Origin of the sequence: Deinococcus gobiensis I-0 (assembly GCF_000252445.1) — a bacterium.
Taxonomy (GTDB): Bacteria; Deinococcota; Deinococci; order Deinococcales; family Deinococcaceae; genus Deinococcus; species Deinococcus gobiensis.
In genome coordinates this window covers 1,020,162-1,045,574 of record NC_017790.1, presented here as the reverse complement: position 1 = coordinate 1,045,574, position 25,413 = coordinate 1,020,162, and the positions used below count along the sequence as shown (strand labels likewise).

The 25,413-nt window shown below is 73.7% G+C and carries 26 protein-coding genes and 1 tRNA gene; 13 read left to right on the top strand and 14 right to left on the bottom strand.

All coding sequences use genetic code 11. The features are described from left to right. Nucleotides 1-56: 56 nt before the first annotated feature. Together DGO_RS04820 and DGO_RS04815 are read left to right on the top strand one after the other, a co-directional pair. Complete coding sequence (locus DGO_RS04820) at nucleotides 57-605, top strand: DUF402 domain-containing protein (protein WP_014684360.1); 549 nt, start codon at nucleotides 57-59, stop codon at nucleotides 603-605. A 52-nt stretch (nucleotides 606-657) separates the two neighbouring features. Next, a tRNA-Ser gene (locus DGO_RS04815) sits at nucleotides 658-747 on the top strand. A 70-nt stretch (nucleotides 748-817) separates the two neighbouring features. Here the strand turns inward: DGO_RS04815 and DGO_RS04810 are convergent. Next, nucleotides 818-1,957, bottom strand: coding sequence for an MFS transporter (locus DGO_RS04810; protein ID WP_014684359.1), 1,140 nt, complete (start codon nucleotides 1,955-1,957; stop codon nucleotides 818-820). Nucleotides 1,958-2,020: 63 nt separating this feature from the next. Then, a complete protein-coding gene (locus DGO_RS04805; protein ID WP_014684358.1) occupies nucleotides 2,021-2,443 on the bottom strand; it encodes a cobalamin B12-binding domain-containing protein in 423 nt (140 codons plus the stop codon). A 202-nt stretch (nucleotides 2,444-2,645) separates the two neighbouring features. Between DGO_RS04805 and DGO_RS04800 the strand changes: the two genes are divergently transcribed. The 3 genes from DGO_RS04800 (at nucleotide 2,646) to DGO_RS04790 (ending at nucleotide 5,924) form a co-directional block, all read left to right on the top strand. Then, a complete protein-coding gene (locus tag DGO_RS04800) occupies nucleotides 2,646-3,467 on the top strand; it encodes an META domain-containing protein (protein ID WP_014684357.1) in 822 nt (273 codons plus the stop codon). Between the two features lie 46 nt (nucleotides 3,468-3,513). Continuing rightward, nucleotides 3,514-4,095, top strand: a complete 582-nt coding sequence (locus tag DGO_RS04795; protein ID WP_014684356.1) for a YcjF family protein — start codon at nucleotides 3,514-3,516, stop codon at nucleotides 4,093-4,095. Between the two features lie 314 nt (nucleotides 4,096-4,409). Beyond that, the gene (locus DGO_RS04790) at nucleotides 4,410-5,924 is read left to right on the top strand and encodes a glycine--tRNA ligase (RefSeq protein ID WP_014684354.1); all 1,515 of its coding nucleotides are present in this window, start codon (nucleotides 4,410-4,412) and stop codon (nucleotides 5,922-5,924) included. Between the two features lie 65 nt (nucleotides 5,925-5,989). Here DGO_RS04790 and DGO_RS24200 read toward each other — a convergent pair whose 3' ends face one another. Then, on the bottom strand, nucleotides 5,990-7,210 hold the full coding sequence (locus DGO_RS24200) for an N-acetylmuramoyl-L-alanine amidase (protein ID WP_226991494.1): 1,221 nt from the start codon (nucleotides 7,208-7,210) through the stop codon (nucleotides 5,990-5,992). Between the two features lie 41 nt (nucleotides 7,211-7,251). Further along, entirely contained in the window at nucleotides 7,252-7,962 is a 711-nt protein-coding gene (locus tag DGO_RS24195; RefSeq protein ID WP_043801110.1) for a hypothetical protein, read from the bottom strand. Between the two features lie 92 nt (nucleotides 7,963-8,054). Here DGO_RS24195 and DGO_RS04775 point away from each other — a divergent pair, with 92 nt between their 5' ends. After that, nucleotides 8,055-9,179 (top strand): GTP pyrophosphokinase, encoded by a 1,125-nt coding sequence (locus tag DGO_RS04775; protein WP_145975247.1) that lies wholly within the window; start codon nucleotides 8,055-8,057, stop codon nucleotides 9,177-9,179. 12 nt (nucleotides 9,180-9,191) lie between these two features. Here the strand turns inward: DGO_RS04775 and DGO_RS04770 are convergent, their stop codons facing one another. From DGO_RS04770 to DGO_RS04740, 7 genes are all read right to left on the bottom strand, one after another. After that, complete coding sequence (locus DGO_RS04770; RefSeq protein ID WP_014684352.1) at nucleotides 9,192-10,709, bottom strand: hypothetical protein; 1,518 nt, start codon at nucleotides 10,707-10,709, stop codon at nucleotides 9,192-9,194. Further along, nucleotides 10,706-11,503, bottom strand: a complete 798-nt coding sequence (locus tag DGO_RS04765; protein WP_014684351.1) for an ABC transporter ATP-binding protein — start codon at nucleotides 11,501-11,503, stop codon at nucleotides 10,706-10,708. The genes DGO_RS04770 and DGO_RS04765 overlap by 4 nt, the downstream gene beginning before the upstream one ends. Before the next feature lie 38 nt (nucleotides 11,504-11,541). Beyond that, nucleotides 11,542-12,126 carry an antibiotic biosynthesis monooxygenase gene (locus DGO_RS04760; protein ID WP_043801105.1) on the bottom strand — a complete coding sequence of 195 codons (585 nt, stop codon included), beginning with the start codon at nucleotides 12,124-12,126 and terminating at the stop codon, nucleotides 11,542-11,544. After that, entirely contained in the window at nucleotides 12,123-13,532 is a 1,410-nt protein-coding gene (hisD, locus tag DGO_RS04755) for a histidinol dehydrogenase (RefSeq protein ID WP_014684349.1), read from the bottom strand. Before hisD ends, DGO_RS04760 begins: the two co-directional genes overlap by 4 nt. A 34-nt stretch (nucleotides 13,533-13,566) precedes the next feature. Continuing rightward, nucleotides 13,567-14,649 carry a M48 family metalloprotease gene (locus tag DGO_RS04750; RefSeq protein ID WP_226991454.1) on the bottom strand — a complete coding sequence of 361 codons (1,083 nt, stop codon included), beginning with the start codon at nucleotides 14,647-14,649 and terminating at the stop codon, nucleotides 13,567-13,569. A 149-nt stretch (nucleotides 14,650-14,798) separates the two neighbouring features. Continuing rightward, entirely contained in the window at nucleotides 14,799-15,317 is a 519-nt protein-coding gene (locus DGO_RS04745) for a hypothetical protein (protein ID WP_014684347.1), read from the bottom strand. 191 nt (nucleotides 15,318-15,508) lie between these two features. Then, nucleotides 15,509-16,687, bottom strand: coding sequence for a phosphopentomutase (locus DGO_RS04740; RefSeq protein ID WP_014684346.1), 1,179 nt, complete (start codon nucleotides 16,685-16,687; stop codon nucleotides 15,509-15,511). Nucleotides 16,688-16,816: 129 nt separating this feature from the next. On the opposite strand from DGO_RS04740, the gene lptB reads away from it, so the two are divergent. From lptB to DGO_RS04705, 7 genes are read left to right on the top strand one after another with little or no spacing between them, the layout of a single operon-like run. Beyond that, a complete protein-coding gene (lptB, locus tag DGO_RS04735) occupies nucleotides 16,817-17,581 on the top strand; it encodes an LPS export ABC transporter ATP-binding protein (RefSeq protein WP_043803216.1) in 765 nt (254 codons plus the stop codon). A gap of 14 nt (nucleotides 17,582-17,595) precedes the next feature. Further along, nucleotides 17,596-19,344, top strand: a complete 1,749-nt coding sequence (locus DGO_RS04730) for a DUF3084 domain-containing protein (protein ID WP_014684344.1) — start codon at nucleotides 17,596-17,598, stop codon at nucleotides 19,342-19,344. A 54-nt stretch (nucleotides 19,345-19,398) separates the two neighbouring features. Continuing rightward, nucleotides 19,399-20,472, top strand: a complete 1,074-nt coding sequence (locus tag DGO_RS21000; RefSeq protein ID WP_083847219.1) for an Ig domain-containing protein — start codon at nucleotides 19,399-19,401, stop codon at nucleotides 20,470-20,472. Continuing rightward, a complete protein-coding gene (locus DGO_RS23165) occupies nucleotides 20,469-21,020 on the top strand; it encodes a hypothetical protein (protein WP_226991453.1) in 552 nt (183 codons plus the stop codon). Before DGO_RS21000 ends, DGO_RS23165 begins: the two co-directional genes overlap by 4 nt. Then, the gene (locus DGO_RS04715) at nucleotides 21,020-21,775 is read left to right on the top strand and encodes a dockerin type I domain-containing protein (RefSeq protein WP_226991452.1); all 756 of its coding nucleotides are present in this window, start codon (nucleotides 21,020-21,022) and stop codon (nucleotides 21,773-21,775) included. The genes DGO_RS23165 and DGO_RS04715 overlap by 1 nt, the downstream gene beginning before the upstream one ends. 28 nt (nucleotides 21,776-21,803) lie before the next feature. Further along, on the top strand, nucleotides 21,804-22,022 hold the full coding sequence (locus tag DGO_RS04710) for an RNA-binding S4 domain-containing protein (RefSeq protein WP_043801101.1): 219 nt from the start codon (nucleotides 21,804-21,806) through the stop codon (nucleotides 22,020-22,022). Then, entirely contained in the window at nucleotides 22,019-22,591 is a 573-nt protein-coding gene (locus DGO_RS04705) for a DUF1684 domain-containing protein (RefSeq protein WP_145975246.1), read from the top strand. Before DGO_RS04710 ends, DGO_RS04705 begins: the two co-directional genes overlap by 4 nt. A 16-nt stretch (nucleotides 22,592-22,607) precedes the next feature. On the opposite strand, the gene tatA is transcribed toward DGO_RS04705, so the two are convergent. The 3 genes from tatA to DGO_RS04690 form a co-directional block, all read right to left on the bottom strand. Continuing rightward, nucleotides 22,608-22,877 carry a twin-arginine translocase TatA/TatE family subunit gene (tatA, locus tag DGO_RS04700; protein WP_014684338.1) on the bottom strand — a complete coding sequence of 90 codons (270 nt, stop codon included), beginning with the start codon at nucleotides 22,875-22,877 and terminating at the stop codon, nucleotides 22,608-22,610. Nucleotides 22,878-22,990: 113 nt separating this feature from the next. Next, complete coding sequence (locus DGO_RS04695; RefSeq protein ID WP_050920685.1) at nucleotides 22,991-23,635, bottom strand: ComF family protein; 645 nt, start codon at nucleotides 23,633-23,635, stop codon at nucleotides 22,991-22,993. Nucleotides 23,636-23,642: 7 nt separating this feature from the next. Further along, nucleotides 23,643-25,409, bottom strand: coding sequence for an SLC13 family permease (locus DGO_RS04690; RefSeq protein WP_043801100.1), 1,767 nt, complete (start codon nucleotides 25,407-25,409; stop codon nucleotides 23,643-23,645). Nucleotides 25,410-25,413 lie beyond the last annotated feature (4 nt).

Below are 25,413 nucleotides of genomic sequence, written 5' to 3'. Positions count from 1 at the left end.
GGAGCCGCGGCTCCGCTCCTCGCTCGGGACCGCCCGGGCTCCGCTACGCTACACGCATGAAACACAAACGCGCCAGTCGCCGGGGCTGGCACCGGGTCGCCCGAGAGGACGAGACGGTGCTGGCCCTGCCCCACGGAACCCTGGTGGACTATGTCGCGCACGAGGTCACGGCCCCGCTGGTCGTCCGCTTCCTGGGCCGTGACCTGCGGATTCTGGACAACGGCTACCGCTGGGTACACTACTCGCCCACCGGGCACAACCACGCGCTGACCGTGCAGCTCGGTCCCTCGGGCGTGCCCGTGCAGCTCTACGTGGACGTGGGCGACGGCGTGGGTGTGGACGAGGACGGCGCGCCCTACATCAACGACCTGTACCTCGACGTGCTGGCGGCGTGCGAGGTGCAGCCCGGCGGCACCTGGCGCGTGACCGACACCGAGATCATCGACGTGGAGGAGCTGGACGCCGCCCTCCAGGCAGGCCTGGTCAGCGCCCGGCAGTACGACCTGGCCTGGGCCGAAGCCCGCGCCGCCGAGGCCGCCCTGCGCGCAGGCACCTTCGCCCCGTTGGAGGTCGTGCGGGGCTACCTCAGCGATCCCTATACCTGAAGCGGACCTGCGTTTGACCTGCGGCCCGGAAGCCGCTAGTCTGCTCTGCGCTGGAACGGTGTCCGAGTGGTTGAAGGAGCACGCCTGGAAAGCGTGTATAGGTGCAAGCTTATCGAGGGTTCGAATCCCTCCCGTTCCGCCAGAACAGCTGCGGGCCACCCTCTTCAGGAAGGTGGCCCGCCCGCTTTGAAAAGCGGCCCCGGCACGTGTTCCTACCGCTGCCCGGCCCGCCACGCGGCCAGCAGCGGCAGCAGCGAGAGCGCCCCGCACACCCCCGCCAGCGTACCGAAGCCCGCGCGGGCGATGACCAGTCCACCCAGGAAGGTGCCCAGGCCCGCCGCGACGTAACCCAGGCCGTCGGTCGCGCCCTGCGCGGCGGGAAAGCGGGTCATGGCCTTGCTGCCGCTGAGGTTCACGAGGTTCCAGCCCAGGCCCAGCACGAACATGCTGACCCCCAGCCACGCGGTGCCGGACAGGGTCGCGCTCAGGGCCGCCGCGACCAGCAGCCCCGCCCCCGCCGCGTACCCGAAGCGCAGGCCCAGGCGGTCGAGCAGCGGCCCCGTGAACCAGCCGAAGCCGAACATGCCCAGGATGTGCCCGCTGATCAGGGCGGCGACCCCCGCGTGGTCCATGCCCATGTGGTGGGCGCGCAGCGGCGTGAGGCTCATCAGCGTGACCATCACGCCCTGGGCGGTGGCGAGGGCCAGCGCCGTGCTGCGGACCCCCGGCTGCGCGAAGGTCAGGCGCCAGTGGGGGGCCGGGGGCCGGGCCGCCGCCGTCGCCGGCACGCGTGGCCCCCAGCCCAGCACGAGCAGCGCCGCGATCCCCAGCAGCGCGCCGCCCACCAGCCAGCCCGCGACCTCGGGCGAGGTGCCCAGGGCCGTCCCCAGCGCCTCGACAGGCCGGGCGAAGCCGGTCATGACGAAGGACCCCGCCACGCTCATGAGCATCAGGAGGCCCAGGGCGCGGCCCCGGCGGGCGGGCGGCACGTTCTCGGCGACCGCGTAGCGCGCCTGCTGGTATCCGCCCTGCGCGCCGCCCATCATGGCCGCGCCGAGCAGGAACAGCGGCACCAGCCCCAGCCGCGCGCCCAGAAAGCCCAGCCCAGCCCCCAGCGCCCCGAGCGCGAAGGCCAGCCCCAGCCCCAGCCGGCGGCCCCGGCGCAGCATGTACGCCCCGAAAGCCCCGGCCGACAGCGCCGCCGAGAGGCTGATGAGGGTGCTGGGCAGCCCCGAGAGCTGCCCCTGCCCCAGCCCCCCCATGATGATGCTCGCCAGGATGGTACTGACCGTGGTGGCCCCGGTCGCCAGCGCCTGCGAGACGTACAGCGCCGCGAGGCCGGAGGCGGGCACGCGCCCGGCCGGCGCCGGGACGGAGGCGGGAGCGGGCAGCGCCGCGCCTGGTTTCACGGGCGCCTAGGCCCCGGCCTGGGTCTGCCAGCGCTGGGCGACGGCCTCACGCAGGTAGGTGGCGGCGTCCTCGGTGCTGGCCCCCGGCGTGAACACGCGGCCCACCCCCAACTCGGCGAGCACCGGCAGGTCCTGGTCGGGGATGATGCCGCCCCCGAACACGATGATGTCCTGCGCGCCCTTCTCGCGCAGCAGTTCCATGACCTCGCGGAAATAGTGCAGGTGCGCCCCCGAAAGCACGCTCAGGCCGATGGCGTCCACGTCCTCTTGCAGGGCAGCGTTCACGATCATCTCGGCGGTCTGGCGCAGGCCGGTATACACGACCTCCATCCCCGCGTCGCGCAGGGCGCGGGCGACCACCTTGGCGCCCCGGTCGTGGCCGTCCATGCCCGGCTTGGCAATCAGGATGCGGATACGGCGGTCTTCCATGAGCAGGCTCCTTGCGGCGGGCACGGCGAGCGGCCTGCCCGTGGGAAAAAGTCGAAACGGCGTTGGGTTGAAGGTCCGGCGTGTGCGGGCATTCTACGCGCCTGCGCGCCCCGGCCGCCCCCGCCCCGTCCCAGACTGCGGGTCGCCAAAGCGCGGCCCGCGTCAGCGCGGGGTCACGGGGAGACGGTAAAACGGACCCACCATGTCCCTGCTCTCTGTCCTGACCCTGCTGGCCGTCGCCGGTGGCCCCGTCTCCGACCCCGCCCTGACCGGCACGGGCTGGACCCTGCGCACCCTGGTCCCCGACGGCGTGACCCGGCTGGACCTCGCGCCCGACGGGCCCTCCGCGCCCACCCTGCGGGTCGCCCCCGGCGGGCAGGTCAGTGGGCATACCGGCTGCAACCTCCTCTCGGGTACGGCCACCCTGGAAGGCAGCCGGGTGCAGCTGGGCCGCCTGGGCGTGACCCGGCGGGCCTGCCCCGGCGTGGCGGGCACGGTCGAGACCGCGTACCTGCGCGTGCTGTCGCAGGTGGTCCGCTACCGCGTGCAGGGCCAGACCCTCACGCTGTACGCGCGTGGGGCGCAGCGCCTCGTGTTCCAGGCGAACGGCGCCGCGCCGCTGCCCCCGGCCGTCCAGCCCCCCGCCGCGCCCTCCACGGCCCTGCGCCCCGCCCAGCTCGCCGGCGAGTGGCAGGTGCAGGCCGTGACGCTGGGCACGCAGACCTCGCGCGTTCCCGGGGAGGCGGCCCTGACCCTGACCCCGGACGGCACGGCCACCGGCCTGCGGCTCTCGGGCCGGGCGGGGGGCTGCAACGCCATGAACGGGCAGGCCGAATTGCGCGGCGACGTGCTGCACTTCAGCGGGGTGGCGACCACCCGGATGCTGTGCCCGGACATGGCGGCCGAGAACGCCCTGTACCGCCTGCTGGGTACGCCGCTGCGCGCCGAGGTGCAGGCCGGGCCGGGCGGCGACACGCTGGTCTGGACGGGCAGCCTGGGCCGCGTGACCCTGAAGCGGCGTTAAGCTCGCCGCAGCCCGGACGCGCGGGCGCAGGGGGTACACTCCGGCCATGCTGCCGCCCCTCGTCAAGCAGGTGCTCGACAATTTCAATTTCGATGTGGACCCTGGCCTGAGCCAGGAAGAGAATGTCGAGGAGGTCATCAAGAGCGCCGCGCTGCTCTCGGGGGCCATCGCCGTCGAGCCGATCCCCTTCGCCGACATTCTCCTGATCACGCCGGTGCAGGCCAAGATGGTGCTGCACATCGGCAAGATCTACGGCTTCGAGGTCAGTGGGGCCCGCGCCGCCGAGATCGCCCGCGAACTGGGCGCGACCGTCGCCTACGGCTTCGCGGCCCGGCAGGTCATGCGCGGGGTCGCCAAGATGGCGCTGCCCCTCATCGGCGGCCTGATCACCGCGCCCGCCGTCTATGGCTGGACCTTCGCGCTCGGGCGCCTCGCCCAGAACTACTTCGAGCGCCGCCGCGCCGGCCTGCCCCCCGCCGAACGTGGCGAGCGCGCCCAGGTCGTGCAGGAGGCCAAGACCCAGACCCGGCAGGCCCTGCCCAGCGCCCGCGACTTTTCCGATCTCGCCAGCGAGCTGCGCCGCCGCGCCGAGGAAAAGGAGAAGGGCAGCCGCAGCGACCTGAACTGAGCCCCCCCGCGTCCCCGGCTTGACCCCCTCCCCCGCCCTGGCGCAGACTGGGGCCCAGGTCATGATCCGCAGGAGTAGCGGCGCACGTACCCAGGAGCGAGCCCGAGACGGTGAGAGTCGGGCGGGTGGCGGGCCGCGAAGGGCAGCGGGGAGCCGAGCAGAAACAAAGGGCCGGTGGTCTGGGGAAACCAGCGCCGGAACTGGGGTGGAACCGCGCAGCCTTGTCTGCGTCCCCAGGCGGCCATGTGCCCGCCTGGGGCGCATTGCTGTGGGCAGAAGGCGCGAATACGCCCTCTGCCCGAAAGGAGCCACAGATGCCCGCAACCTCGATGGAAGAACTCGTCAGCCTGTGCAAGCGCCGGGGCTTTATTTTTCAGGGCAGTGAGATCTACGGCGGCCTGCAGGGCTTCTACGACTACGGCCCCCTGGGCGTGGAACTGAAGAACAACATCAAGGCCGCGTGGTGGCGCACCAACGTCTACGAGCGCGACGACATGGAGGGCCTGGACGCCTCCATCATCATGCACCGCATGGTGCTGCGCCACTCGGGCCACGAAGCGACCTTCAGCGACCCGATGGTGGACAACAAGAAGAACAACAAGCGCTACCGCCTCGACCACCTCGTGAAAGACCAGAAGGCCGACGTGATCGCCCGCGTGGCGGCGGCGATGGGTGTGGACGCCGAGAACTTCCCGGCCCTGATCGCCGCGCTGAACGCCGACCCCGCCAAGGCGAGCGAGGCCCTGCGCGCGGCGGGCGTGCGCGACGCCTTTTCCGGCGAGGTGGGCGAGTGGACCGAGCCCAAGCCCTTCAACATGATGTTCAAGACGACCATCGGCCCGGTCGCCGACGACGAGAGCTACGGCTACCTGCGCCCCGAGACCGCGCAGGGCATCTTCACCAACTTCAAGAACGTGGTGGACAGCACGAGCCGCCGCCTGCCCTTCGGTATCGCGCAGATCGGCAAGGCGTTCCGCAACGAGATCACGCCGCGCAACTTCATCTTCCGGGTGCGGGAACTCGAACAGATGGAAATCGAGTTCTTCTGCACGCCCGGCACCGACGAGGACTGGCACGCGCACTGGCTGGAAAAGCGCCTGAGCTGGTGGGAAGCCCAGGGCGTGCCGCGCAGCAAGATCGAGATCCTGGACGTGCCCAAGGAAGACCTCGCGCACTACTCCAAGCGCACCTACGACCTCATGTACGACTACCCCACCCTGGGGCACGAGGAAATCGAGGGCATCGCCAACCGCAGCGACTACGACCTGGGCTCGCACACCAAGAACCAGAGCGAACTGGGACTGGTGGCCCGGGTCGAGGAGAACAGCGACAGCGTCGCCAAGCTGACCATCCCCCACCCCGAGACGAACAAGCCGGTCGTGCCCTTCGTGATCGAGCCGTCGGCGGGCGTGGACCGCGCGATGCTGGCGGTGCTGTCCGAGGCCTTCACCAAGGAGACGCTGGAGAACGGCAACGAGCGCATCGTCCTCAAGCTGCGGCCGCACCTCGCGCCCATCAAGGTGGCGGTCATTCCGCTGGCGCGCAACAAGCCCGAACTCGTCGATCTGGCCCGCACCATCAAGGGCGAGTTGCAGGGCCTGGGCCTGGGCCGCGTGCTGCTCGAAGACAGCGGCAACATCGGCAAGGCCTACCGCCGCCACGACGAGGTGGGCACGCCCTACTGCGTGACCGTGGACTTCGACACCGTGGGCAAGGGCGAGGACCCCGGCCTGACCGACACCGTGACCGTGCGCGACCGCGACACGCTGGCCCAGGAACGCGTGAAGATCAGCGAGCTGAGCAGCTGGATTCAGGCCAAGCTGCGCTGAGGCCGGGGCGGCGGGGCGCTTAGTGAGACGCCCCGCACCTTTTTGGCATCGGCTCCAGCCTCCTCCTACCGCGCCTGGGCCGCGTAGTAGGCCGCGATGCCCCCGGCGATGGCCTGGGCGAAGCGTTCGCGGCCGTCTGCGCTGCTCAGGGCGCGCAGGTTACCGGGGTCGGTGAGGTAAGCCGTCTCGACGAGCAGGCTGGGCTGGGTGCTCGGGCGCGTCAGGGCGAGGTCGGCCCCCGGCATCAGGCCCCGGCCCGCGCCGAGTTCGGGCAGCCGGGCGCGCAGCGCGGCGAGGATGGCCCCGGCCACTCCCTGCGCCTGCGGGTGCGTGAAGTACACCTCCGGCCCCCGGATGCCGCGCGGGTCGCGCCCGTCGGGAAGGGCGTTGGCGTGGATGCTGACGAGCAGGTCGGCGCGCGCGGCCTCGGCCTGCTGACCCCGGTCGTAGAGGCCCAGGGTCACGTCGGCGGTGCGGGTCAGCACGACCGTGGCCCCCTGGGCACGCAGCAGCTCGGCGGCGCGCAGGGCGATGGGCAGCACCAGCCCCTTCTCGGGCACGCCGAAGCTGCCCGCCCCCCCGTTCTGCGTGCCCCCGTGCCCCGGATCAAGGGTAACGACCCGCCCCGCCAGCGGCCGCGCCGGGTCCAGCGTGGGGGGCCGCCGCACCGCGAGCACGAGGTCGCCGTCCTCGTAGCCCGCCGTGAAGCCCCAGAGCTGCGCCGCGCGCAGGTTCACGGCGAGTTGCGTGACCCCCGTGGCGGGCGAGGTGACGGCCACCCCCGCCAGCAGCGGGTCGCTCAGGGCCCCCAGGGCCGGCGGCGAGGCGAGGCCGTACAGCGTCAGCACGAGCTGGTCCGGGCGCGGCTGCGCGAGGGTGAAGGGCACCCGCACGCCCCCCAGCGGCAGCCGCAGCCGGAGGTCGCCTGTCGCGGCCGGAAGGCCCGGAACCAGCGGCGCGGACGGCGGAGCCGGAACCGCCAGGGGCGTCAGCTCGGGCAGGGACGGCGTGGGAGCCGCGTCCGGGGTGGCGGGCAGCCAGGCCGGACCAGGGACTGTCTGTGCCATTCCTGGCCCCTCGGCAGTGAGCGGAGCCGCCGGGGTCTGGGCAGCGGCCACGCCGTCCACCTCCAGCGGCCCGGCCAGCGCCAGCGTCGGTCCTCCGGGAGTCAGCGCCACCCCCCTGGCCGGGGCGAGTACGCTCAGGCCCGGCGCGAGGCGCACGCGCAGATCGTCACCCTGCCGCCCGACCACCGTGAAGGTCATGCCGCCGCGCGGATACAGCAAGGGGCGGCCCGACGGGTCCTTGAGCACCGTCTCGGCGCTGTTCAGGCCCAGGCCGGGGGACGCTGCCGGGACGCTGGGTGCCCGGTCCTGGCGCCCGCCGCTGCCGGGGCCAGGACGCTCAGGCGGCCCGGCGCAGCGCGGGTCACGCGGCGGCCGTCCTGGCCGGTCAGAGCAAAACCCACCTCGGCGCGGGTCAGCGGGGTCTGGGGCGAGACCACCACGTCCGCGCTGTAGGTGCCGGCCGGGCCTTCTTGCAGGGGCTGGGGTGCGCCGCCGCCGATCTGCACGGTGGCCCGGCCCCCCGGCGCGCCCCGGAAGCCCACACGCACGCGCCGCTCGGCCGGAGTATCGCCCGCCGCGTCCCAGAACTCCACATCGGCCGCCGGCAGCAGGTCGCCCGGCGCGATGGCGGTGGGCCGGGCAGGGAGGGGACCAGGCACGCTGCGGGTCACACGCAGGCTGCGGCCGGCGCTCTGGCCCGCGCGGGTGGCGACCAGCCGCAGGTCGTTGACTCCGTTTTTCAGCGGCCACCACAGCATGAACAGGCCGTCGGCCCCCACCGCCACACTCTGGCCGCCGATCTTCAGGGCCGCGCCGGGGGTCACGCTGCCCTCCAGGATGACGTGGTCGGCCGTGACCCGGTGGTCGGGCGGCGGGTAGGCGACGTACACGGTGGGCGCAGCCAGGGCAGCGGAAGGCAGCGAGGCGAGCAGCAGCGCGTTCAGACCTCGCCGGAGGGGGGCAGGGGGCATAGCGAGGTCTAGCACGGCCGGGGGCGGCAGGTGGGGGCGGCGGTTCACACAAGGGCGGCGGCCGGGGAGCAGCGGCGGGCCTATCATGAACCATGACCGACCTCTCCGCGCCACAGCGCAGCACGCCCGAGCGGATGGTCAGCGACTACCAGACCTGGCGCGCGCAGTACGAGGCCCTGCGCGACGCCGCCGTGGCCCAGATGGGGCGGCTGGTGCGCGGCGCGGGCCTGAACATCCACCACGTCACCGGGCGGGTCAAGCAGCCCCTGAGTCTGGCCGACAAGCTGCGGCGCAAGCCGGGGCGCTACGCCCGGCTGGGCGACGTGACCGACCTCGTGGCGGTGCGGGTCATCACCTACTTCGAGTCGGACGTGCAGGTGGTCGCCGGACTGGTCGAGGCGGGGTACGTGGTGGACTGGGACCATTCGGTGGACAAGTCCAAGATGCACGACCCCGACCGGTTCGGGTATCTGGGCGTGCATTACGTGGTGTACCCGCCCGCCCGCGAGCCGGAATTCGCCGGGCTGGGCATGGAGAAGATGCGCTTCGAGATCCAGATCCGCAGCATCCTGCAACACGCCTGGGCCGAGATCGAACACGACCTGGGCTACAAGAACCGCGACGCCGTGCCGCGTGAGGTCCGGCGGCGCTTCTACCGCCTCGCGGGGCTGCTGGAGATGGCCGACGAGGAATTCATGGCCCTGGCGCGCATGAACCGCGACTACGCCGCCAACCTGCCCGTCCGTGTGGCCGAGGAACCCGAGGGCGTGTTCGTGGACGTGCAGAGCGTGACCTATCTGCTGGACGTGGCCCCGGTCCGCCTGCTCGACGAGGCGGTGGCCGACGCCCTGAACGTGACCCTGCTGGTGGGCTGGCCCGACCCCGAGCGCCCGCAGCGCCTGACCAGCCTGCTGCACTACATCGGCGTGCGTTCGGTGGGGCAGCTCCAGAAGGAACTCGCGCGCCACGAGACCGACATCCTGCGCTTCGCCGCCGCGCTGATGCCCCGGCTGCGTGAGGCCTGGACCCCGGCGGGCGGCGCGCGCCCCGGGACCAGCCTGGTGCACTACGCCCTGCTGCGCGCCTGCACCAATCCCGGTCTGGACCCCGCCTATATCGTCAGCCTGCTCGACCTGACGAGCGAGAGCGGGCTCCAGATGGCCGGAACGGTACGCGAGGTGTACGAGAGCGTCATCGGCCGCCCGGCCTCCAGCTGATCCGGACGTGGCCTAGCGGTCGTCGGTGCGGCGCAGGCGGTAGGCGACCGCCAGCAGGGCGAGCGCCGCCGCCAGACTCAGGACCCCCCAGCCCAGCGCCCGCACCGCCGCGTAGGCCGTGATGCTCAGGGCCAGCTGAAATCCCCCGCCCAGCAGCGTGTTGACCAGCGGGCGCCCCTCGCGTTGCCGGAAGGCGTCGGCGCGGCGCACCGGCAGTGGCCGCCACAGCACGGTCAGGGCCGCGCCGCCCGTGCCGAGCAGGGTCAGGGCCAGCAGCGCCGGGGCACTGAGCGGATGGACGGCGAACACGCCGCGCGCGCCCATCACCCCCAGGGCCAGCAGCCCCAGCAGGGCGGCGGGCAGGGCGGCGGCCAGCCACTTCTCGCGGCGCAGGGCCGCCGGGCTGCGCGGAGCCGTGACCAGCAGGTCCGGGGCGTCCTCGGCGTCCAGGGTCAGGCGGGCCAGGGCCGAGGCGAGACTGGCCGTGAGCAGCACCACCCCCCCACCCGCCGCCCCGGTCCCCCCGTCCCGGCCCACCGCCGCGAGCAGCGGCACCAGATATACCAGTTGCAGCAGCGTGCGCGACAGCAGTTCGGGGTCGCGCAGCAGCAGCCGCCATTCCTTGAGCAGCGTGGCGCGCGGTCCGCTGGCAAAACGCAGGCCGGCACGGCCAGGACCGGCACGCCGGACCGCCTGCGGCGTACCCTCTTGCACCCCCAGCGTGAACTGCCGGGTCAGGGCCAGCACGGTCAGGACGAATGCGCCCGCCGACAGCAGCAGCACCGCCAGCAGCGGGCCGGGTTCGAGCCACATCGCCCGTGCGGGCCACCACAGCGCGGCTTCCCGGCCCGGCCAGCCGCCCACCCCCGGCGCGAAACCCAGTAGCGCGGCCGGCAGTCCCGCCGCGTCCTGCCCCGTGACCGTGCGCCACTGCGAGGCCAGAAACAGGCTGCCCCCCACCAGCGCCCCGACCACCGAGGCCACCACGCGCGCCCGGCGCACCCCCAGCACCCGCACCAGCCCCAGCGTGAGCCACAGCCCGGCGCTGGCCGACCCCAGCGCGGCCGCCGCCCACCAGCCCAGCAGGCCCAGCCCGCGCCACGCCCCCAGCGTGAGCAGCACCAGCAGTACCGGCCCCAGCAGCAGCGCCCCGCCGGCCGCCCCCGACAGCGCCACCCCCAGCGCCCTCGCCGCGAGCACCGTGCGCGCGGGCAGCGGCGAGTGCAGCAGCAGGTCCAGGTCGCCGCGCGTGAACAGCGCCTCCAGCGAGGCCCGGACCGCCGCCGAGACCATCAGCGTGAACAGGAAGGTCTGGGCCAGCAGCGCCGGCCCCAGCGCGGCGTCGGGCAGCGGCCCACCCAGCCGCAGATCGCCCAGCAGGCCGCGCAGCATGAAGTACAGCACGGCCGTTCCGATCACCACGAAGGCCAGCAGGAACAGCAGCCCCCCGCGTCCCCGGCGACTCAGGGCGCGCCACTGCCAGCGCACCTGCTGCCCAAGCAGCCAGCGCAGGCTGCCCGGCGCGCTCATGCGCCCCCGTCCGGCAGGGGGGCGGCCTGCCCGGTCAGGGCTAGGAATGCGTCTTCTAGGGTGGCGGTGCCGGTGCGGGCCAGCAGCTCGGCCGGGGTGCCCTCGGCCACCAGCTGCCCGGCCGCGATAATGCCGATGCGGTCGGCGAGGCGCTCGGCCACCTCCAGGATGTGCGTCGTGAGGACCACCGCGCCGCCCCCCGCCACGAAGGCCCGCAGCGCGTCCTTGACCTGCCGCGAAGCCGCCGCGTCCAGCCCGGTGAGCGGCTCGTCGAGCAGCATCAGGCGCGGGGCGTGGATCAGGGCGCCGGCCAGCGCGAGTTTCTGTTTCATGCCGCGCGAGAAGCCCTCGGTGCGCTCGGCGCGGTGGTCCCACAGGTTCAGCCAGCGCAGCAGCCGCTCGGCCTCGCGGGCTGCCGCCGGGGCGTCCATGCCCCACAGCCCGGCCACGAACTCCAGATACTCGGGCGGCGTGAGCTTGCCGTACAGCAGGGGGTCGTCGGGCAGGTAGGCCAGCAGCGCCTTGGCCTCGCGTGCCCGCGTGCCCAGGTCGTGCCCGCCGATGCGCACCGAGCCCTGGTCGGGCCGGGTCAGGCCCGCGATCATGCGGATGGTGGTCGTCTTGCCCGCGCCGTTCGGCCCCAGCAGGGCGTACAGCTCGCCGGGCGCCACACTCAGGCTCAGGCCCGCGACCGCCTCGCGCGCCCCGAAGCGCCGCCGCAGGTCCCGCAGCTCCAGGGCGGGCACGGCCGGAGAGGATTCGGGGGCAGGAAGAGGACCGGCGGGCGACGACATGCCGCCCAGTACGCGCCCGGCACGGCCGGAGTTGCCCGCTACGGGCGCAGCCAGCGCGCCGCCGCGCGCGTCGCCAGCGGCATGAAGGCGTAGGTCATGGCGGGCACGATGACCAGCGACTGCGCCAGCGCCCGCAGCGGCAGCGGCCAGGACAGCAGGTGCGGGGCGAGCAGCAGCGTCACCGACAGGCTCACCGGATACAGCACGCCGATGGTCAGCAGGGTCATCTTCCAGCGGGGGGGCTGGCGCAGGGTGGGGGCGGCGGCGGGCGTGAACCAGAATTCCAGGCCCGGCTGCTTCTCGAAACTCACGTGTTCGTCCACCAGCGGGCCGATGTGTTCGAGCCACAGCGCCCGCTCGGGCGAAAGTTCCCAGGCGGCGGCGCTGGCGAAGGAATCGAAGCGCGCGATCATGGTGTACACGCCCGCCTCGCCCGGCGGGGGCCGCAGGATGCCGGTGCCGATGTGTCCCGGCAGCCGGGCGAGCTGCGCCGAGGCCTCCGAGAGCCGCGCCTCGTACTGGGCTTCGGCCCCCCGGCGGATGCGGCGGCGCACGACGAGGCTCACGGGGTCTCCCCCCGGAGCTTCGGGCAGGGTGGCCGAGGGCGGTGCGGGGTGGGTCATAGGTCGCCGAGGTCCCCCGGAGCGCCCACCACGCCCGCCAGTCCCGGCACGCTGACACCCGGCACGGCCGCGTCGGTCCCGGCGTCCCCGTCGGCCGGGTGCAGGCGGCTCTCGACCGCCCGCGCGTGGGCTTCGAGGCCCTCGGCGCGGGCGAGCGCGGCGGCGGCCGGGCCGATGCGCCGCAGCGCTGACTCGTTCACGCCCACCACGCTGATGATGTTCTGGAAGTCGCGCACGTTGACCGGACTCATGAAACGGGCCGTGCCCCCGGTCGGCATGACGTGGCTCGGCCCGGCCACATAGTCGCCCAGCGCCTCCATGCTCGCCTCGCCCACGAACACGCCCCCGGCCCGCCGCACCCGGCCCAGCAGGCTCCAGGGGTCGCGGGTCAGCAGGCACAGGTGCTCGGGCGCGTAGAGGTTCGACAGTTCCAGCGCCTCGTCGAGCGACGCCGCCAGGATCACTTTCATGCGCGCCGAGACGCTGTCGCGCGCCCAGCCCCGGTTGGGTTCGGGCAGCGCTTCGAGCTGGCCCATGAGTTCGCCCTGCACGGTCAGCAGCAGCTCGCGGCTCGTCGAGACGAGCACCGGCTCGGCCCCGTTGTGCTCGGCCTGCGCCAGCAGGTCGGCGGCCACGAAGCGGGGATCGGCGCTGTCGTCGGCCACCACCAGCGTCTCGGTCGGGCCGGGCAGGCTCTCGATGCCCACCTGGCCGTACACCATGCGCTTGGCGATCACCACGAACAGGTTGCCCGGTCCCGCCACCTTGTCCACCGCCGGAATGCTGGCCGTGCCGTAGGCGAGCGCCCCGATGGCCTGCGCGCCGCCCACCCGGAACACCCGGGCGATGCCCAGTTCGCGCGCCGCGACCAGGATCGCGGGGTGGACCCGGCCTTCGCGGTCCGGCGGGGTCGTCACGACGATCTCCTCTACCCCGGCCACCTGCGCGGGCACGGCGGTGTGGATCAGGGTGGAGATCAGCGGCGCGAGGCCGCCGGGCACGTACACCCCGACGCGCGAGAGCGGGCGCACGAGCTGCCCCAGCGCGCCGTCGGGACCGTGTTCCAGAAAGCCGTGCGCGGGCTGCGCGGCGTAGAAGGCCCGCACCCGCGAGATCGCCAGCCGCAGGGCCGCGTGCAGGTCGTCGTCCACGCGGGCCGCCGCCAGTTCTCCGGCCGAGACTTCCAGCGCCTCCGGACGCGCGCCGTCGAGCTTCTCGGTCCAGTCGCGCAGGGCGTCGTCGCCGCGCGCGCGCACGTCGCTCAGGATGCGCTCCACGACCTGTTCGGGGCTCAGCGGCTCTCCGAAGGTCTGTTCGATGCGCCGGGCCACCGCCTCCGGCACCGGAATCTGGTCGAAGGTCCGGGTCAGGGCGGTGCGGGCCTGTTCACCTTGCAGCACTTGCATGGGCACAGTGTAGGGACCACGCGCCCCGGCACGCTCAGCTGCTGTAACGGTCCCGGTAGTCGTCGTAGGCCTGGGCCTCCAGCGGGCGCACGAAGGGCAGCAGCTCGGCGTCGATGCGCGCGGCCCAGGCGTCGTCGAGGCGCAGCTGCGCCCCGGCGGGGTGGCTCAGGACCACCTGGAGGCGGTCGGCGGTCGGGGGATGCGTGGCGCTGAGCTGCGTGCGCTGGGCCGCGCGCTCGTCACGGCGCATCTGGCGCTGCTCCTCGGGCACGGTGTCCCACATGTGGCGCAGCTCCGCGAAGGCGTGGGGGCGCTCAGGGTCATGCCGCTGCTTGTGCAGGGCGCTCTCGAGCAGGTGCGAGAGGTGCAGCCGGTCGAGCGCGGTCGCCACCGCCGGGGTCCCCGCCACGCCCGCCGCCAGCAGGTCGGCGCGGAACTCGGCGCGCTGGTGGTCGGCCCCGATCAGCTCCAGCAGCAGCCGGTACAGCCCGAGCGGAATCCAGGCCAGCAGCGCCATCCCGGCGTTGCCGATCAGCTCCAGGATGGTCGGGTTGAAGCGCATCACGCTGTCGGGCTGCATGACCGTGTAGGCCTGCGCGAGCATGTGCAGCGCCGCGCCGATCAGTCCGGTCCGCGCCGGGTCGCCGCTGCGGTCATGGGCGAGTTCGTGCGCGAGGACGGCGACCCGCTCCTGAGGCGGCAGGCCGTACCACAGCGGCAGGCCCAGGCCCAGCGTCGGCCGGGGCGGCAAGCCGCCGTGACCCATGAAGGCGTTGACCTCGGGGATCAGGACCAGGCGCGCGGGCCGGGCCGCCCCCAGCACCCGCGCCACCTCGCGGACCAGCCGGTGCAGTTCGGGGGCCTGCGCCTCCGTGACCTCGGTGCCCGGTAGCGGCCCGAACCGTGGGCGGGCCTGCCACGCATACCCCAGCAGCGCCGCCGCCACGAATCCCAACAGCACGCGGGAAACCGGATGCAGGCCGGGCCCCGGCCCGAAGACCGGCACGAGCAGCCCCAGTCCGGCCAGCAGCAGCGCGGCGTACCCCAGCACCACAGCGCCCGCCAGCGCGTAGGCCACCCGGGACCGGGCCGCCGGGGGCACGTCGGCCCGGCGCACGAAGGCGTCGCGCAGCCGCGCCGCTTCCCGGTCGGCCAGCCGTTGCCAGGCCTAGTCCAGTGCGCCCTGCGCCCCGCCGCCGCCCTGATTCGGAGCTGCCGTCATGGGGGCAGGATAGCCCGGCCCCGGACGCCCCGCCCCCGCAGAGGCTAGCGCCGGCTGCGCCGCCGTTCGGGCCGGGCCGCGCGCGCCGCCGGCAGGCTCAGGCTGGCCTCGACCGGACCGAAATCGGTAGGCTGGATCAGGTGCAGCAGCCGCCAGGGGGCCGCCTGCTCGGCGTACACGTAGGCCCCGCCCGGCCGCAGGAAATAGGCGTGGGCCGCCACCCCGGCCACTTCGGTGTCCGGCAGGCGCTGGACCAGGGCGCGCCCCCCGGCGAGGGGCGCGGTGAACTGCGTGCGTGCATCGCCCCCCAGGGTGCGCAGCCACAGCAGCAGGCTCACGGGGTCGTGGTGGTCGGTGGTCAGGGGGGCGCTGGCCTCGTCGCGGCCCTGGCGCAGCGTGACCAGCCCCGTCTTGCGGTCGAAGGCCGTCTCGAAGGCGGCGCGCCCCCGGCCGTCGCCCTCGGCGTAGTGGAGACTCGCCAGGGTGCGCGGGTTCATCCGGCTCGTCTGGAGCCGGCGCAGCTCGGGCAGCACGCCCCCGAAGTCGGTCTGCACCCGCGCCACCAGTTGCCCACGCTCGGGATGGACGGTCCACTCCTGCCCCCCGGCGTAGCGGCCCCCCAGCGTCAGGGTCAGGCTGAAGGCCTCGGGGCCGTCCAGGAAGGCGGTAGCCGGTCCCGGGGCCGTCTCCTCCGGCGCGCCCTCTCCAGCCTGGGCCGCCGCGTTCAGGTCCGGCGCCTGTTCGTCAGGCGCTTTCAGGTCAGAAGCGTCCAGAAGCTCTCACCCGGCCCGGTCCACTGCGCCCCCAGGGCCTCGGCGGCCGTCGCGCCCACATCGGCGAAGGTGGCGCGCTCGCCCAGGTCTACCGCGCCGATGCCGGGGCGGTAGGCCAGCAGCATCCCGTACTCGCGGGTGTGGTCGCTGCCGCGCCAGGTGGGGTCGTTGCCGTGGTCCGACAGGATCAGCAGCGCGCCGCCTTCCGGCACGGCCGCGAGCAGCTCGGGCAGCGCGGCGTCGAACTCGGCCAGCGCGCCGCTGTACCCGGCCGGGTCGCGGCGGTGGCCGAACTTGGCGTCGAAGTCCACGAGGTTGGTGAAGATCAGTCCCGACTCGTCCGCCTGCGCGGCCCGGCGCATCCGCGCGAGGGTCTTGGCGATGCCGTCGGCGTTGTTGTCGGTGTGGATGCTCTCGGTGATGCCCCGGTCGGCGTAGATGTCGGGAATCTTGCCGATGCCCACGACCGAGCGGCCCGCGTCCTCGATGGCGTTCAGGACGGTCGGCGGCGGCACGAGCGAGAAGTCGCGGCGGTGCTCGTTGGCCCGCTCGAAGGGGAACACCCCCCGGAAGGGCCGGGCGATCACGCGCGCCACGGCGAACTCGCCCTGGAGGATCTCGCGGGCGGCGGCGCACCACGCGTACAGGGTATCGAGCGGCACCACGTCCTCGTGGGCGGCGATCTGGAACACGCTGTCGGCGCTCGTGTACACGATGGGCGCGCCGGTTTCCAGGTGCTCGGGGCCGAAATCGCGGATCACGTCGGTGCCGCTGTAGGGCCGGTTGCACAGGTGGCCGCGCCCGGTCGCCGCGTCGAAACGGTCCATGACGGCGGGCGGAAAGCCCTCGGGAAACACCTGGAAAGGATGCTGGAGCTGCACGCCCATGAACTCCCAGTGGCCGGTCGAGGTGTCCTTGCCGGGGCTGACCTCGCGCATCCGGCCGTAGCCGCCGCGCACCTCCGGAGTTTCGGGGAGCCCCCCCGGCGAGGTCTGCACGGTCGGCACGCGGCCCAGGCCCAGCGCGGCGAGGTTCGGCAGCGCGGCGGGCGCGGCGGCCAGGGTGTGGTTCAGGGTGTGGGCACCCGTGTCCCCGAAAGCGGCGGCGTCGGGCAGCTCGCCCACCCCCACGGAGTCCAGCACGATGATGGTCAGGAGCATATGCGGCCAGTCTACCCCCGCCCCGCGCCGGGCGTGAGAAGGCTCACGGACAGCTAAAACAGGCGTGATACGCTCCTGAACGTGACTTCTCCCGCCCCCAGCGCCCCGCCCCCCGCCCCGGTGCCTTCCCTGTCTGCGGGCGCGGCGGAGCCGGCGGCCCTGCGTGGCCGGCCGGAGCTGGTGGCCTCGGGCCTGAGCAAACGCTACGGCAAGCGCGAGGTCGTGCGCGGCGTGGACTTCACGGTGCGGCCCGGCGAGATCGTGGCGCTGTTCGGCCCCAACGGCGCGGGCAAGACCACCTCGTTCTACATGCTGGTGGGCTTCGTGCGTCCCGGCGGCGGCCGCATCGCCCTGGGCGAGCGCGACGTGACCCGCCTGCCCATGCACGAGCGCGCCCGACTGGGCCTGGGCTACCTGCCGCAGGAACCCAGCGCCTTTCGCAAGCTCTCGGCGCGCGACAACCTGCTGGCGATCCTGGAATACCAGAACCTCCCGCGCGCCGAACAGGAAGCCCGCGCCGACGCGCTGCTGGCCGAGTTCGGGCTGACGCACCTGGCGAACAGCCTCGCCTACCAGCTCTCGGGCGGCGAGCGTCGGCGCCTGGAACTGGCGCGCGCCCTGACCACCGACCCCGACTACCTGCTGCTCGACGAGCCGTTTACCGGCGTGGACCCCAAGAGCATCCGCGAGATCCAGCGCCTGATCCGCGAGCTGCGTGACCGCCGGGGCATCGGGGTGTTCATCACCGACCACAACGTGCGCGAGACCATCGCGCTGTGTGACCGGGTGTACCTGATGTTCGACGGCACCGTGAAGTTCGACGGCACCCCCCAGGAGTTCGCGCGCGACGAGGACGCCCGGCAGTACTACCTGGGCGAAGACTTCGAGCTGTAGGCCGGAGAACGCCGATGCTGTGGCTGTTCCTGCCCTTCGTGGTCCTGCTCTCCGGCGTGGTGGCCTACGCCGCCGACACCATCGCCAAGAAGGTGGGCCGCAAACACCTGCGCTGGTTCGGGCTGCGGCCCAAGCAGACGGCGCTGGTGGTGGCGGTGCTCTCGGGCATGGGCATCAGCCTGGCGAGCCTCGCGGCCTTTCTGGTCCTGAACCGCAACGCCGTGCAGACCATCGCGCAGGCCGACCAGCTCCGGCCGCAGATCGAGTCGCTGCGCCGCGAGGTCGGCTCGGTGCAAGCCGACCTGAACGCCGCCCAGCTGGAGCGTGACGCCGCCCAGGCCGGGGCCGAGCGCCTGCGCCGCGAACGCGCCCAGGCCCTGAGCGAGGTGGGGGCCGCCCGCGCCGACCTCACGGCCGCGCGCGCCGCGCAGTCGGACCTGGAAGCCCAGCGCCGTGCGTTGCAGACCCGCGTGACCGAGCTCTCGGCGCTGCAACGCAGTCTCGAGGCCCAGGCGCAGGCCAGCCGCGCCCGCTTGGCGCAGTCGCAGTCGGCGCTGGACGCCAGCCGCGCGCGCGCCCAGGCCCTCGACGCGCAGGTGCTCGACCTCTCGCTGCGCAGCGCCCAGGCCGAGCAGGATGCCCAGAGTGCCCAGGCCCGCGCCGATCAGGCCCAGGTGCAGAGCGAGCAGGCCCAGGCCCGCGCCCGGGCCGAGCAGACCCAGGCCCGCGCCGCCCAGACCCGCGCCGAGGTGGCCCGGCAGGCCGCCCAGACGGCGCAGCGCGACGCCCAGGCGCAGGTCAGTGCCCTGAACACCCAGCTCGCGGCGCTGCGGCAGGCGGCGGCCACGGCGACCCAGGCCCGCACCCAGGCCCAGGCTCAGGCCCAGGCGGCGCAGGCGCAGTCTCAGCAGGCCCAGGCCCAGGCCCGGCAGGCGCAGGCACAGCAGCTTCAGGCGCAGCAGGCCCGCGACCGGCTGGCGGGCGAGCGCGACGCCCTGGTGGCGCAGCGCACCCAGGCCACCCAGGAGCGCGACCGCGTGCGCCAGGACCTCACGGCGCTGCGCAGCCAGCAGACCCAGCTGCGGGCCAGCAACGGCGCGCTCGCCACGCAGCTCGCCAGCGCGCAGGCCAGCCTGGGCCAGCTTCAGGACGAGTATTCCAGCGCCCGCACCGAGCTGAGCGCCAGCCGCAACGCCGTGCTGGCCTACCCCAAGAACGACCTCGTATACGCGGGGCTGGTGCCCAGCGTGCGCAACCTCGACACCTTCTTTACGCTGGCGGCGAGCGCGGCGCAGGCGCAGGGAGCACGCGGCAACGACGGTGGCCCCGCCGCGCGCCTGAACGCCAGCAGCCGCAGCGCCCTGGAAACCAAGCTGCGCGGCCTGAACACCAGCAGCTTCGTGCAGTGCTGGGCCGCCCAGAACAGCCCGGCCGGGTTTCCGGTGGACCTGAGCTGCGACGCGCGCCCCAACAACGTGCTCTACCGCGCGGGCACGCCCATCCGGCGCGTGACCGTGCGCTTGGGCGACGCGCGCGCCGTGCAGGCCCAGCTCAGCGAACTCGTGCAGGATACGGTGCTGGACCTGACCACGCGCGGCGTGCCGGGCGACGCCATCAGCAACCAGGGGCTGGAGGTCAGCGACTTCGTGAACCTGCTCGCGCGCCTGAGCACCCAGGGCAGCGGCGACGTGACGGTGGGCATCGCGGCGCGCGACGACGTGAAGCCCGCCTCGCGGGTGGACCTGTACGCCGTTTTTCCCTGAGGGGCCGCGCGGGTCCGCCCACACGCCTCATGAGGCCCGGCTAGACTGGAGACTATGCCACCACGAGTTCCCTGCCGCCCGGCGCGGTACGCGGCGCTGGCGCTGCCCCTGGTTCTGGGCGCGGCGCTGCTCAGCGGCTGCGGCGCGACGACCACCGGCACCAGCAGCGGCCTGTCGGCGCGCACCGACGCCCTGACCTTCTCGGCGGCGTCCCTGCCCGCCGCCTACGTGAACGAGCCGTTCAGCGTCACCCTGGCGGTGTCGGGGGGCGTGGGGCCGTACGGCTACCGGGTCGCGGGCGGCACGCTGCCGCCGGGCCTGCGCTTCTCGGGGGGCACGCTCTCGGGCACGCCCAGCGCGCGCGGGGCCTTTCAGTTCACGGTGGAGGCCAGCGACGCCAACCTGAGCAACAAGGTGCAGACCTACACCCTGAACGTGAACGACCTGCCGCCCCTGTCGCTGGAACCCACGTTGCCGACGGGTGAGATTCGCGGCGAGACGCGCGTGCCGGTCATGATCAAGGCCCCACGCAGCGCCCGCGCCGCCCGCGTCACCTGGGACCTGGGGCCGGACGTGCAGGTCACGCGCGTGCAGGCCACCGACGGTGGCAATCCCGTGTTCTGGCGGCAACAGGGGCAGGTGCTCTCCCTGGACCTGGGCTTCAAGAGCGTGCCGCGCGCCGATACCCGCGTCGCCCTGATCACCGTCAAGCCCTCCAAGCCCGTCACCCTGAGCAGCGGCAAGTTCTGGTACGAGTCGCGCGACGGCTCCGGCAAGGTGCTGGGCGAGAAGCGGCCCCCCGCCCCGGCCCAGACGACGCCGGCCACCTCGACCGCGCCCGGTGCAGGCGCAGCGGCCGGCACAGGGACGGGAGCAGGGACAGGGGCAGGAACGGGCACCACCTCCACCCAGACCACGCCCACGCCCACGCCCCAGACTACGCCCGCCACCTCGCCGGAGGGCTCCTCCACGCTGCCCTCGCCCACCACGGCGCCGACACCGACCCCCACCACCGACCCGGCGACCGGCACGCAGACCACGCCGGGCACACCCGTGCCGACCGGCCCCGCCACGGCCCCGGTCGCCCCCACCAATCCGACCACGCCGCCCAGCGGAGGCCAGCCGTGAGACGGGCGCTGCTGGCCGGAGCCGCCGCGCTGTCCCTGTGGGGGACCGGAGCCGGCGCGACCGCCGTCACGCCCCTGACCCTGGCGCAGCAGGCCCAGAAGGCCGAGGTGATCGTGCGCGCGACCCTGGGCACACCCACCACGGCCAAGGAGGGCGACGTGACCTACACGGTCTATCCGCTGAGCGTCACCGAGACGATCGCCGGCGACGCGGCCAGCCTGCCGCAGCACATGGGCAAGCCGGCCCTGTTCTTTCTACAGGGGGTGCAGGACCTGCCGGCCCTGAGCGGCGGCCAGGAAGTCTTCGCGCTGCTCTATGCCCGCAAGGCCGACAGCCCGCTGGTGGGCTTCAACCAGGGCCTGTACCCGGTGGTCAACGGGGCGGTGTCGGTGTCGCCGGCAGGCAGCGCCGCGACCGGCGCGGGTTCCGCCACCGGTACAGAGGTCGCCGCCCCAAGCGGTGCGGCGACGGCCCCGGCGACGGGGACCACCATCACCACCCCCACGGCCCTGCGCGACGCCATCCGTGCGGCGCGGGAGAACCGCTGATGCGCCGCGTCAGGTGGTCCGGCGCGCTGCTCGGGGCGGCCCTGCTGGCACAGGCCGGGCTGGGCGGCGCGGACGCGGTGGCCCTCAAGCTGCGGCCTCAGGGGGACGCGGTCCGTCAGGCGACCCTGGCGGCCCTGGCCGCCCTCTCGACGCGCGAGGTGCCCTTCACGCTCGACGACAGTTCGGGACCGACCCTGACCCTGGGGGGCGTGGGGGTCAGCGCCGCGCCCTTCAATCCCGACGTCTCGGCACGGGTGGTCGTGGTGGGCGGCGAGCGGCGGCTCGAGTTCAATCCGCAGGGTCCGGTCGCGCTGGCCGAGGCGGTCCGGCGGCAGCTTCAGGACGAGTTCAAGCTCACGGCCTGGACCCCCGAGGCGGCCCAGAAGCGTTTCGGCGGCGCGGACCTCAATGGCGACGGCGTCATCGACCTCAGCGACCTCGCCATCCTGATGGAGAATTTCGGCAAGGCCTCCCCGCAGTCCGGCGACCTGAACCAGGACCGCAAGGTGGACGACACCGACCTGCGGCTGTTCAGCGCCCAGTACACCGCGGCCCTGAATACGGCTCCCGCTCCGGCCCAGCCGGCTCCGGCCCAGGCCACCCCGACGGCGACCCCGGCTTCTCCGGCTCCGGCAGCTGCACCTGCCGCCGCCCCGGCGACCACGCCTACCGCACCGACGCCGGCCCCCACGCCGACGCCGGCCTCCGGAGCCACCCCTGCACCCACCCCCACCCCGGCCCCAACCACACCCTGAGCGGCATGCCCCTGCTACGCTGGCCGGCATGACCCGTTATGCCGATACCCCCGACGACGCCGACACCATCGACCTGCAAAGTTTCCTGAAGCTGCGCGGGCTGGTGGAAACCGGCGGCGAGGCCAAATTCCGCGTCCAGGGCGGCGAGGTCCGTCTCAACGGCGACATTGAGACCCGGCGGCGCAAGAAACTGCGCCGGGGCGACGTGGTGGAATACGCCGGACAGCGCGTGGAGGTGGACTGGTGAGCGTCCCGGAGACGGGCGACCTGTATGCCGGAGCCATCACCGAATTCCGGCGGCGCAAGGACGAGCATTTCGCGTCCGGGCGCGGGCCGGTGCAGGGCGAGGCGCTGCGGACCTTCCGGGGCCTGAGTTACTACGCCCCCGACGAGGCCTGGGCGCTGAGCGCCCCGCTGGAAGCCCCCGGCATGCACGACGCGGGCGAATTCACGCTGGACACCAATACCGGACAGCCCCGCCAGATGGCGCTCATCGGGCGGGTGCGGGTGCCGCTGCCCGATGGCGAGCGGCCGCTCAGCGTGTTCGGGCCGCTGGGTGAGGCGGCCCCGGCGCGCGTATTCATTCCCTTCCGCGACGCCACCAGCGGCCCCGAAACCTACGGCGCGGGCCGTTATCTCGACGCGCCGGTGTCCCGTGGCTCCGGCGGCGAGGCGCTGGTACAGCTCGACTTCAACCTCGCCTATCACCCCTACTGCGCCTACGGCGACGGCTGGACCTGCCCGCTGCCCCCCGCCGAGAACCGGCTGGACGTGGCCGTGCGGGCCGGCGAGCGCCTGCCCCAGACGGCGCAGTAGCGCGGCGGGCGGCAGCCTACTCGGCCTCCGGGGCGCGCACCGGCGTGCTGGGCGCGGCGGCCGCCACCAGCGTCTGGACCGGCACCGCTTCGGCGCGGACGGCCTCGGGGGCGGGGGTACGCGTGGCCTCTGCGAAATCCTCGGCCAGGCCATGTGTTCCCTGGCGGAAACTGCGGATCGCGCCGCCCAGGCTCTTGCCCAGTTCGGGCAGGCGGCGGGGGCCGAACACCACCAGCGCGGCGAGCAGGATGAGTATCAGGTGGCCGGGTTCGATCAGTCCGAGCATGCGCTTCTCCTCCGGCTGGGGCACCGGTCAGCGGTCCTCAGCACCCTACAGGTCTGCGCCCCGGAGTTAAGGGCCGCCTGAACTGCCCCCCACTGTCCTGCCCGGACGCGGGTTCAGCGCGCCACCACCGCGTAACGCAGCTCGCGCGGCCCGGCGGCCAGCAGCGCGTCGCGGCAGGCCAGCAGGGTGCTGCCGGTGGTCGCCACATCGTCCACCAGCAGCACCGTGCCGGGCGGCAGGGGTGCGCACACCCGGAAGGCCCCGGCGAGGTTGGCCTGCCGGGCCGCCGCGTGTTGCCGGGCCTGCTGGGCAGTGGCGCGGGTACGCTCCAGCGCGCAGACGCACGGCACGCCCAGGCCGCGCGCGGTGGCCCGTGCCAGCAGCTCGGCCTGGTTGTAGCCGCGCTCGCGCTGCCGCGCCGGGTGCAGCGGCACCGGCACCACCGCCGCCACCTGCCAGTCGGGGGGCACGGCGGCGGCCAGCAACTCGCCCAGCGGCGCGGCCACCTCGCGCGCGCCGCCGTATTTCAGGGCGCGTACGCTGCGCCGGGCCACGCCCTGGTACGGTCCGCAACTCAGCAGGTGCGGAGTCACGCGAGTGCTTAGGGGCGAGTGGCTCTCGGCCCGCACGCGCAGCGCGGCACGGCACACCCCGCACAGCCCCGCCGCCGCCCCGAGCTGCGCGCCGCAGCCGGGGCAGGGGCGCGGCAGCAGGGCGCGCAGCCAGCCGCCGAGGGTGGGGCGGGGGTCCGGGGGCATCAGGGCCTCACGGCGCCTGAAAGGGCCACACCAGCGGAATCACCAGCATGGACACCACGAAGGTCAGGAGGGTCAGGCCCAGCCCCACCCGCACGAAATCGAGGAAGGTGTAGCGGCCCGGGCCGTACACGAGCATGCACGACGGCTCCAGCGGCGTGATGAAGGAGTTGCTGGCCGCGATGGTGATGCCCACCACGAAGGGCCGGGGGTCGTAGCCCAGCGCCTGCGCGGTGCCGATGGCGAGCGGCAGCATGACCAGGGCGGCGGCCTGGTTGCTCATGGGCTGGGTCAGGGCCACCGTCACCGCGAACAGCCCCCCCAGCAACCCGTAGGGGCCCAGCGGGGCCAGCACGCCCGAGAGCGCCCCGGTGAGGAGCTTCGCCGCGCCCGTGTCCTCGAACGCGCCCCCGAAGGCCAGCATGCAGGCCACCAGCACGATCACCGGCCACTCGACGCTGCGGTAGGCCTCCTCGGGCGAGATCAGGCGCAGGGCCAGCGCGAGGGCGACGGCCACCACCACCGCAACCCCCAGTGGCAGCAGCCCGGCCGCGCCCGCCACCACCGCGCCCAGGAACAGCAGCAGGGCCATGGGCGCGCGGCGCAGGTCGCGCTGCTGCTCGGTCAGGTCGCCCAGCACGGCCAGCGACTCGCCCAGGGCCGCCACACGCTCGGCCGGTCCCTGCAACAGCAGCACGTCGCCCACCTGCACGCGCACCCGGCCCAGGTGGGCCTCAGTGCGTGAGCGGCGGTGCAGGGCCAGCACGCTGCACCCGTAGCGTTCGCGAAAACGCGACTCGCGCAGCGTGCGCCCCAGCAGCGGCGAGCCGGGCAGCACGACCACCTCGAACAGCCGGGCGTCTCCGGGCCGGGCCTCGTCCGGGCGCTCCTCCTGCAACTTCTGCTCGCTGCGGCTCACCATGCCCAGGTGCGTGCGGCCCGCCAGGATGCGCTCGCTGGGTCCCTCGGCGGCCAGGCGGTCACCCTCCTCAAGCCGGAAGTCGGCCCCCGGCGCGTAGATCATCTGCCCGGCGCGGCCCACCGACACCACGGTCAGGCCGTGGTCGCGGCCCAGGTTACTCCCGCGCAGCGTCTGCCCGATCAGCGGGCTGCCGGGGGCCACCGTGAGGTCGGCGAGGTAGGGCCGCAGCGTGTCCTCGATGGCGGCGTCCCGCGCGGGCAGCAGCCTGGGCGCGACGAAAAACAGGTACAGCAGCCCGGCGACCGCCACCGGCACGCCGACCCAGGCCAGCTCAAAAAACTCCAGGGGCCGCAGCCCGCTGGCCGGCAGCGCGCCCGACACCACGAGGTTGGTGCTCGTGCCGATCACGGTGACGGTGCCCCCCAGGATGCTGGCAAAGGCCAGCGGCATGAGCACGCGGCTGGCCGGCAGCCCCGCGCGGCGCGAGACCCCCGAGACGACCGGCAGGAAGACGGCCGTGGTCGCCGTGTTGCTGGTAAAGGCGCTGATGCCCGCCACCGTGCCCAGCATGGCCCGCAGCAGGCGCGGCGCGCTGCGCACCCGCCGGGTCAGGGCCGCCCCGATCCACTCGATGACGCCCGCGCGCAGCAGCACCTGCGTGAGGATGAACAGGCTCGCCAGCGTGAGGACCGTGTCGCTGCCGAAGCCCGCGAAGGCCTCGGCGGGCGTCAGCAGCCCCAGCAGCAGCAGCGCGCCCAGCAGGCACAGCGCCGTCACGTCCACTGGCAGCCACTCGGTCGCGAACAGCACCAGCGCGGCGACGAACAGGATGAGCAAGAGCAGGGCGGGGGTCACGCGA

Coding starts and splice junctions, on each gene's coding strand:
- hisD (WP_014684349.1), bottom strand. CDS start 13,532: ATGCAAGTGCTGCAAGGTGAACAGGCCCGCACCGCCCTGACCCGGACC.
- DGO_RS21000 (WP_083847219.1), top strand. CDS start 19,399: ATGCCACCACGAGTTCCCTGCCGCCCGGCGCGGTACGCGGCGCTGGCG.
- DGO_RS04710 (WP_043801101.1), top strand. CDS start 21,804: ATGACCCGTTATGCCGATACCCCCGACGACGCCGACACCATCGACCTG.
- DGO_RS04730 (WP_014684344.1), top strand. CDS start 17,596: ATGCTGTGGCTGTTCCTGCCCTTCGTGGTCCTGCTCTCCGGCGTGGTG.
- tatA (WP_014684338.1), bottom strand. CDS start 22,877: ATGCTCGGACTGATCGAACCCGGCCACCTGATACTCATCCTGCTCGCC.
- DGO_RS04820 (WP_014684360.1), top strand. CDS start 57: ATGAAACACAAACGCGCCAGTCGCCGGGGCTGGCACCGGGTCGCCCGA.
- DGO_RS04795 (WP_014684356.1), top strand. CDS start 3,514: ATGCTGCCGCCCCTCGTCAAGCAGGTGCTCGACAATTTCAATTTCGAT.
- DGO_RS04800 (WP_014684357.1), top strand. CDS start 2,646: ATGTCCCTGCTCTCTGTCCTGACCCTGCTGGCCGTCGCCGGTGGCCCC.
- DGO_RS24195 (WP_043801110.1), bottom strand. CDS start 7,962: ATGCCCCCTGCCCCCCTCCGGCGAGGTCTGAACGCGCTGCTGCTCGCC.
- DGO_RS04765 (WP_014684351.1), bottom strand. CDS start 11,503: ATGTCGTCGCCCGCCGGTCCTCTTCCTGCCCCCGAATCCTCTCCGGCC.
- DGO_RS04760 (WP_043801105.1), bottom strand. CDS start 12,126: ATGACCCACCCCGCACCGCCCTCGGCCACCCTGCCCGAAGCTCCGGGG.
- DGO_RS04805 (WP_014684358.1), bottom strand. CDS start 2,443: ATGGAAGACCGCCGTATCCGCATCCTGATTGCCAAGCCGGGCATGGAC.
- DGO_RS04775 (WP_145975247.1), top strand. CDS start 8,055: ATGACCGACCTCTCCGCGCCACAGCGCAGCACGCCCGAGCGGATGGTC.
- DGO_RS04770 (WP_014684352.1), bottom strand. CDS start 10,709: ATGAGCGCGCCGGGCAGCCTGCGCTGGCTGCTTGGGCAGCAGGTGCGC.
- DGO_RS04740 (WP_014684346.1), bottom strand. CDS start 16,687: ATGCTCCTGACCATCATCGTGCTGGACTCCGTGGGGGTGGGCGAGCTG.
- DGO_RS04790 (WP_014684354.1), top strand. CDS start 4,410: ATGCCCGCAACCTCGATGGAAGAACTCGTCAGCCTGTGCAAGCGCCGG.
- DGO_RS04695 (WP_050920685.1), bottom strand. CDS start 23,635: ATGCCCCCGGACCCCCGCCCCACCCTCGGCGGCTGGCTGCGCGCCCTG.
- DGO_RS04715 (WP_226991452.1), top strand. CDS start 21,020: ATGCGCCGCGTCAGGTGGTCCGGCGCGCTGCTCGGGGCGGCCCTGCTG.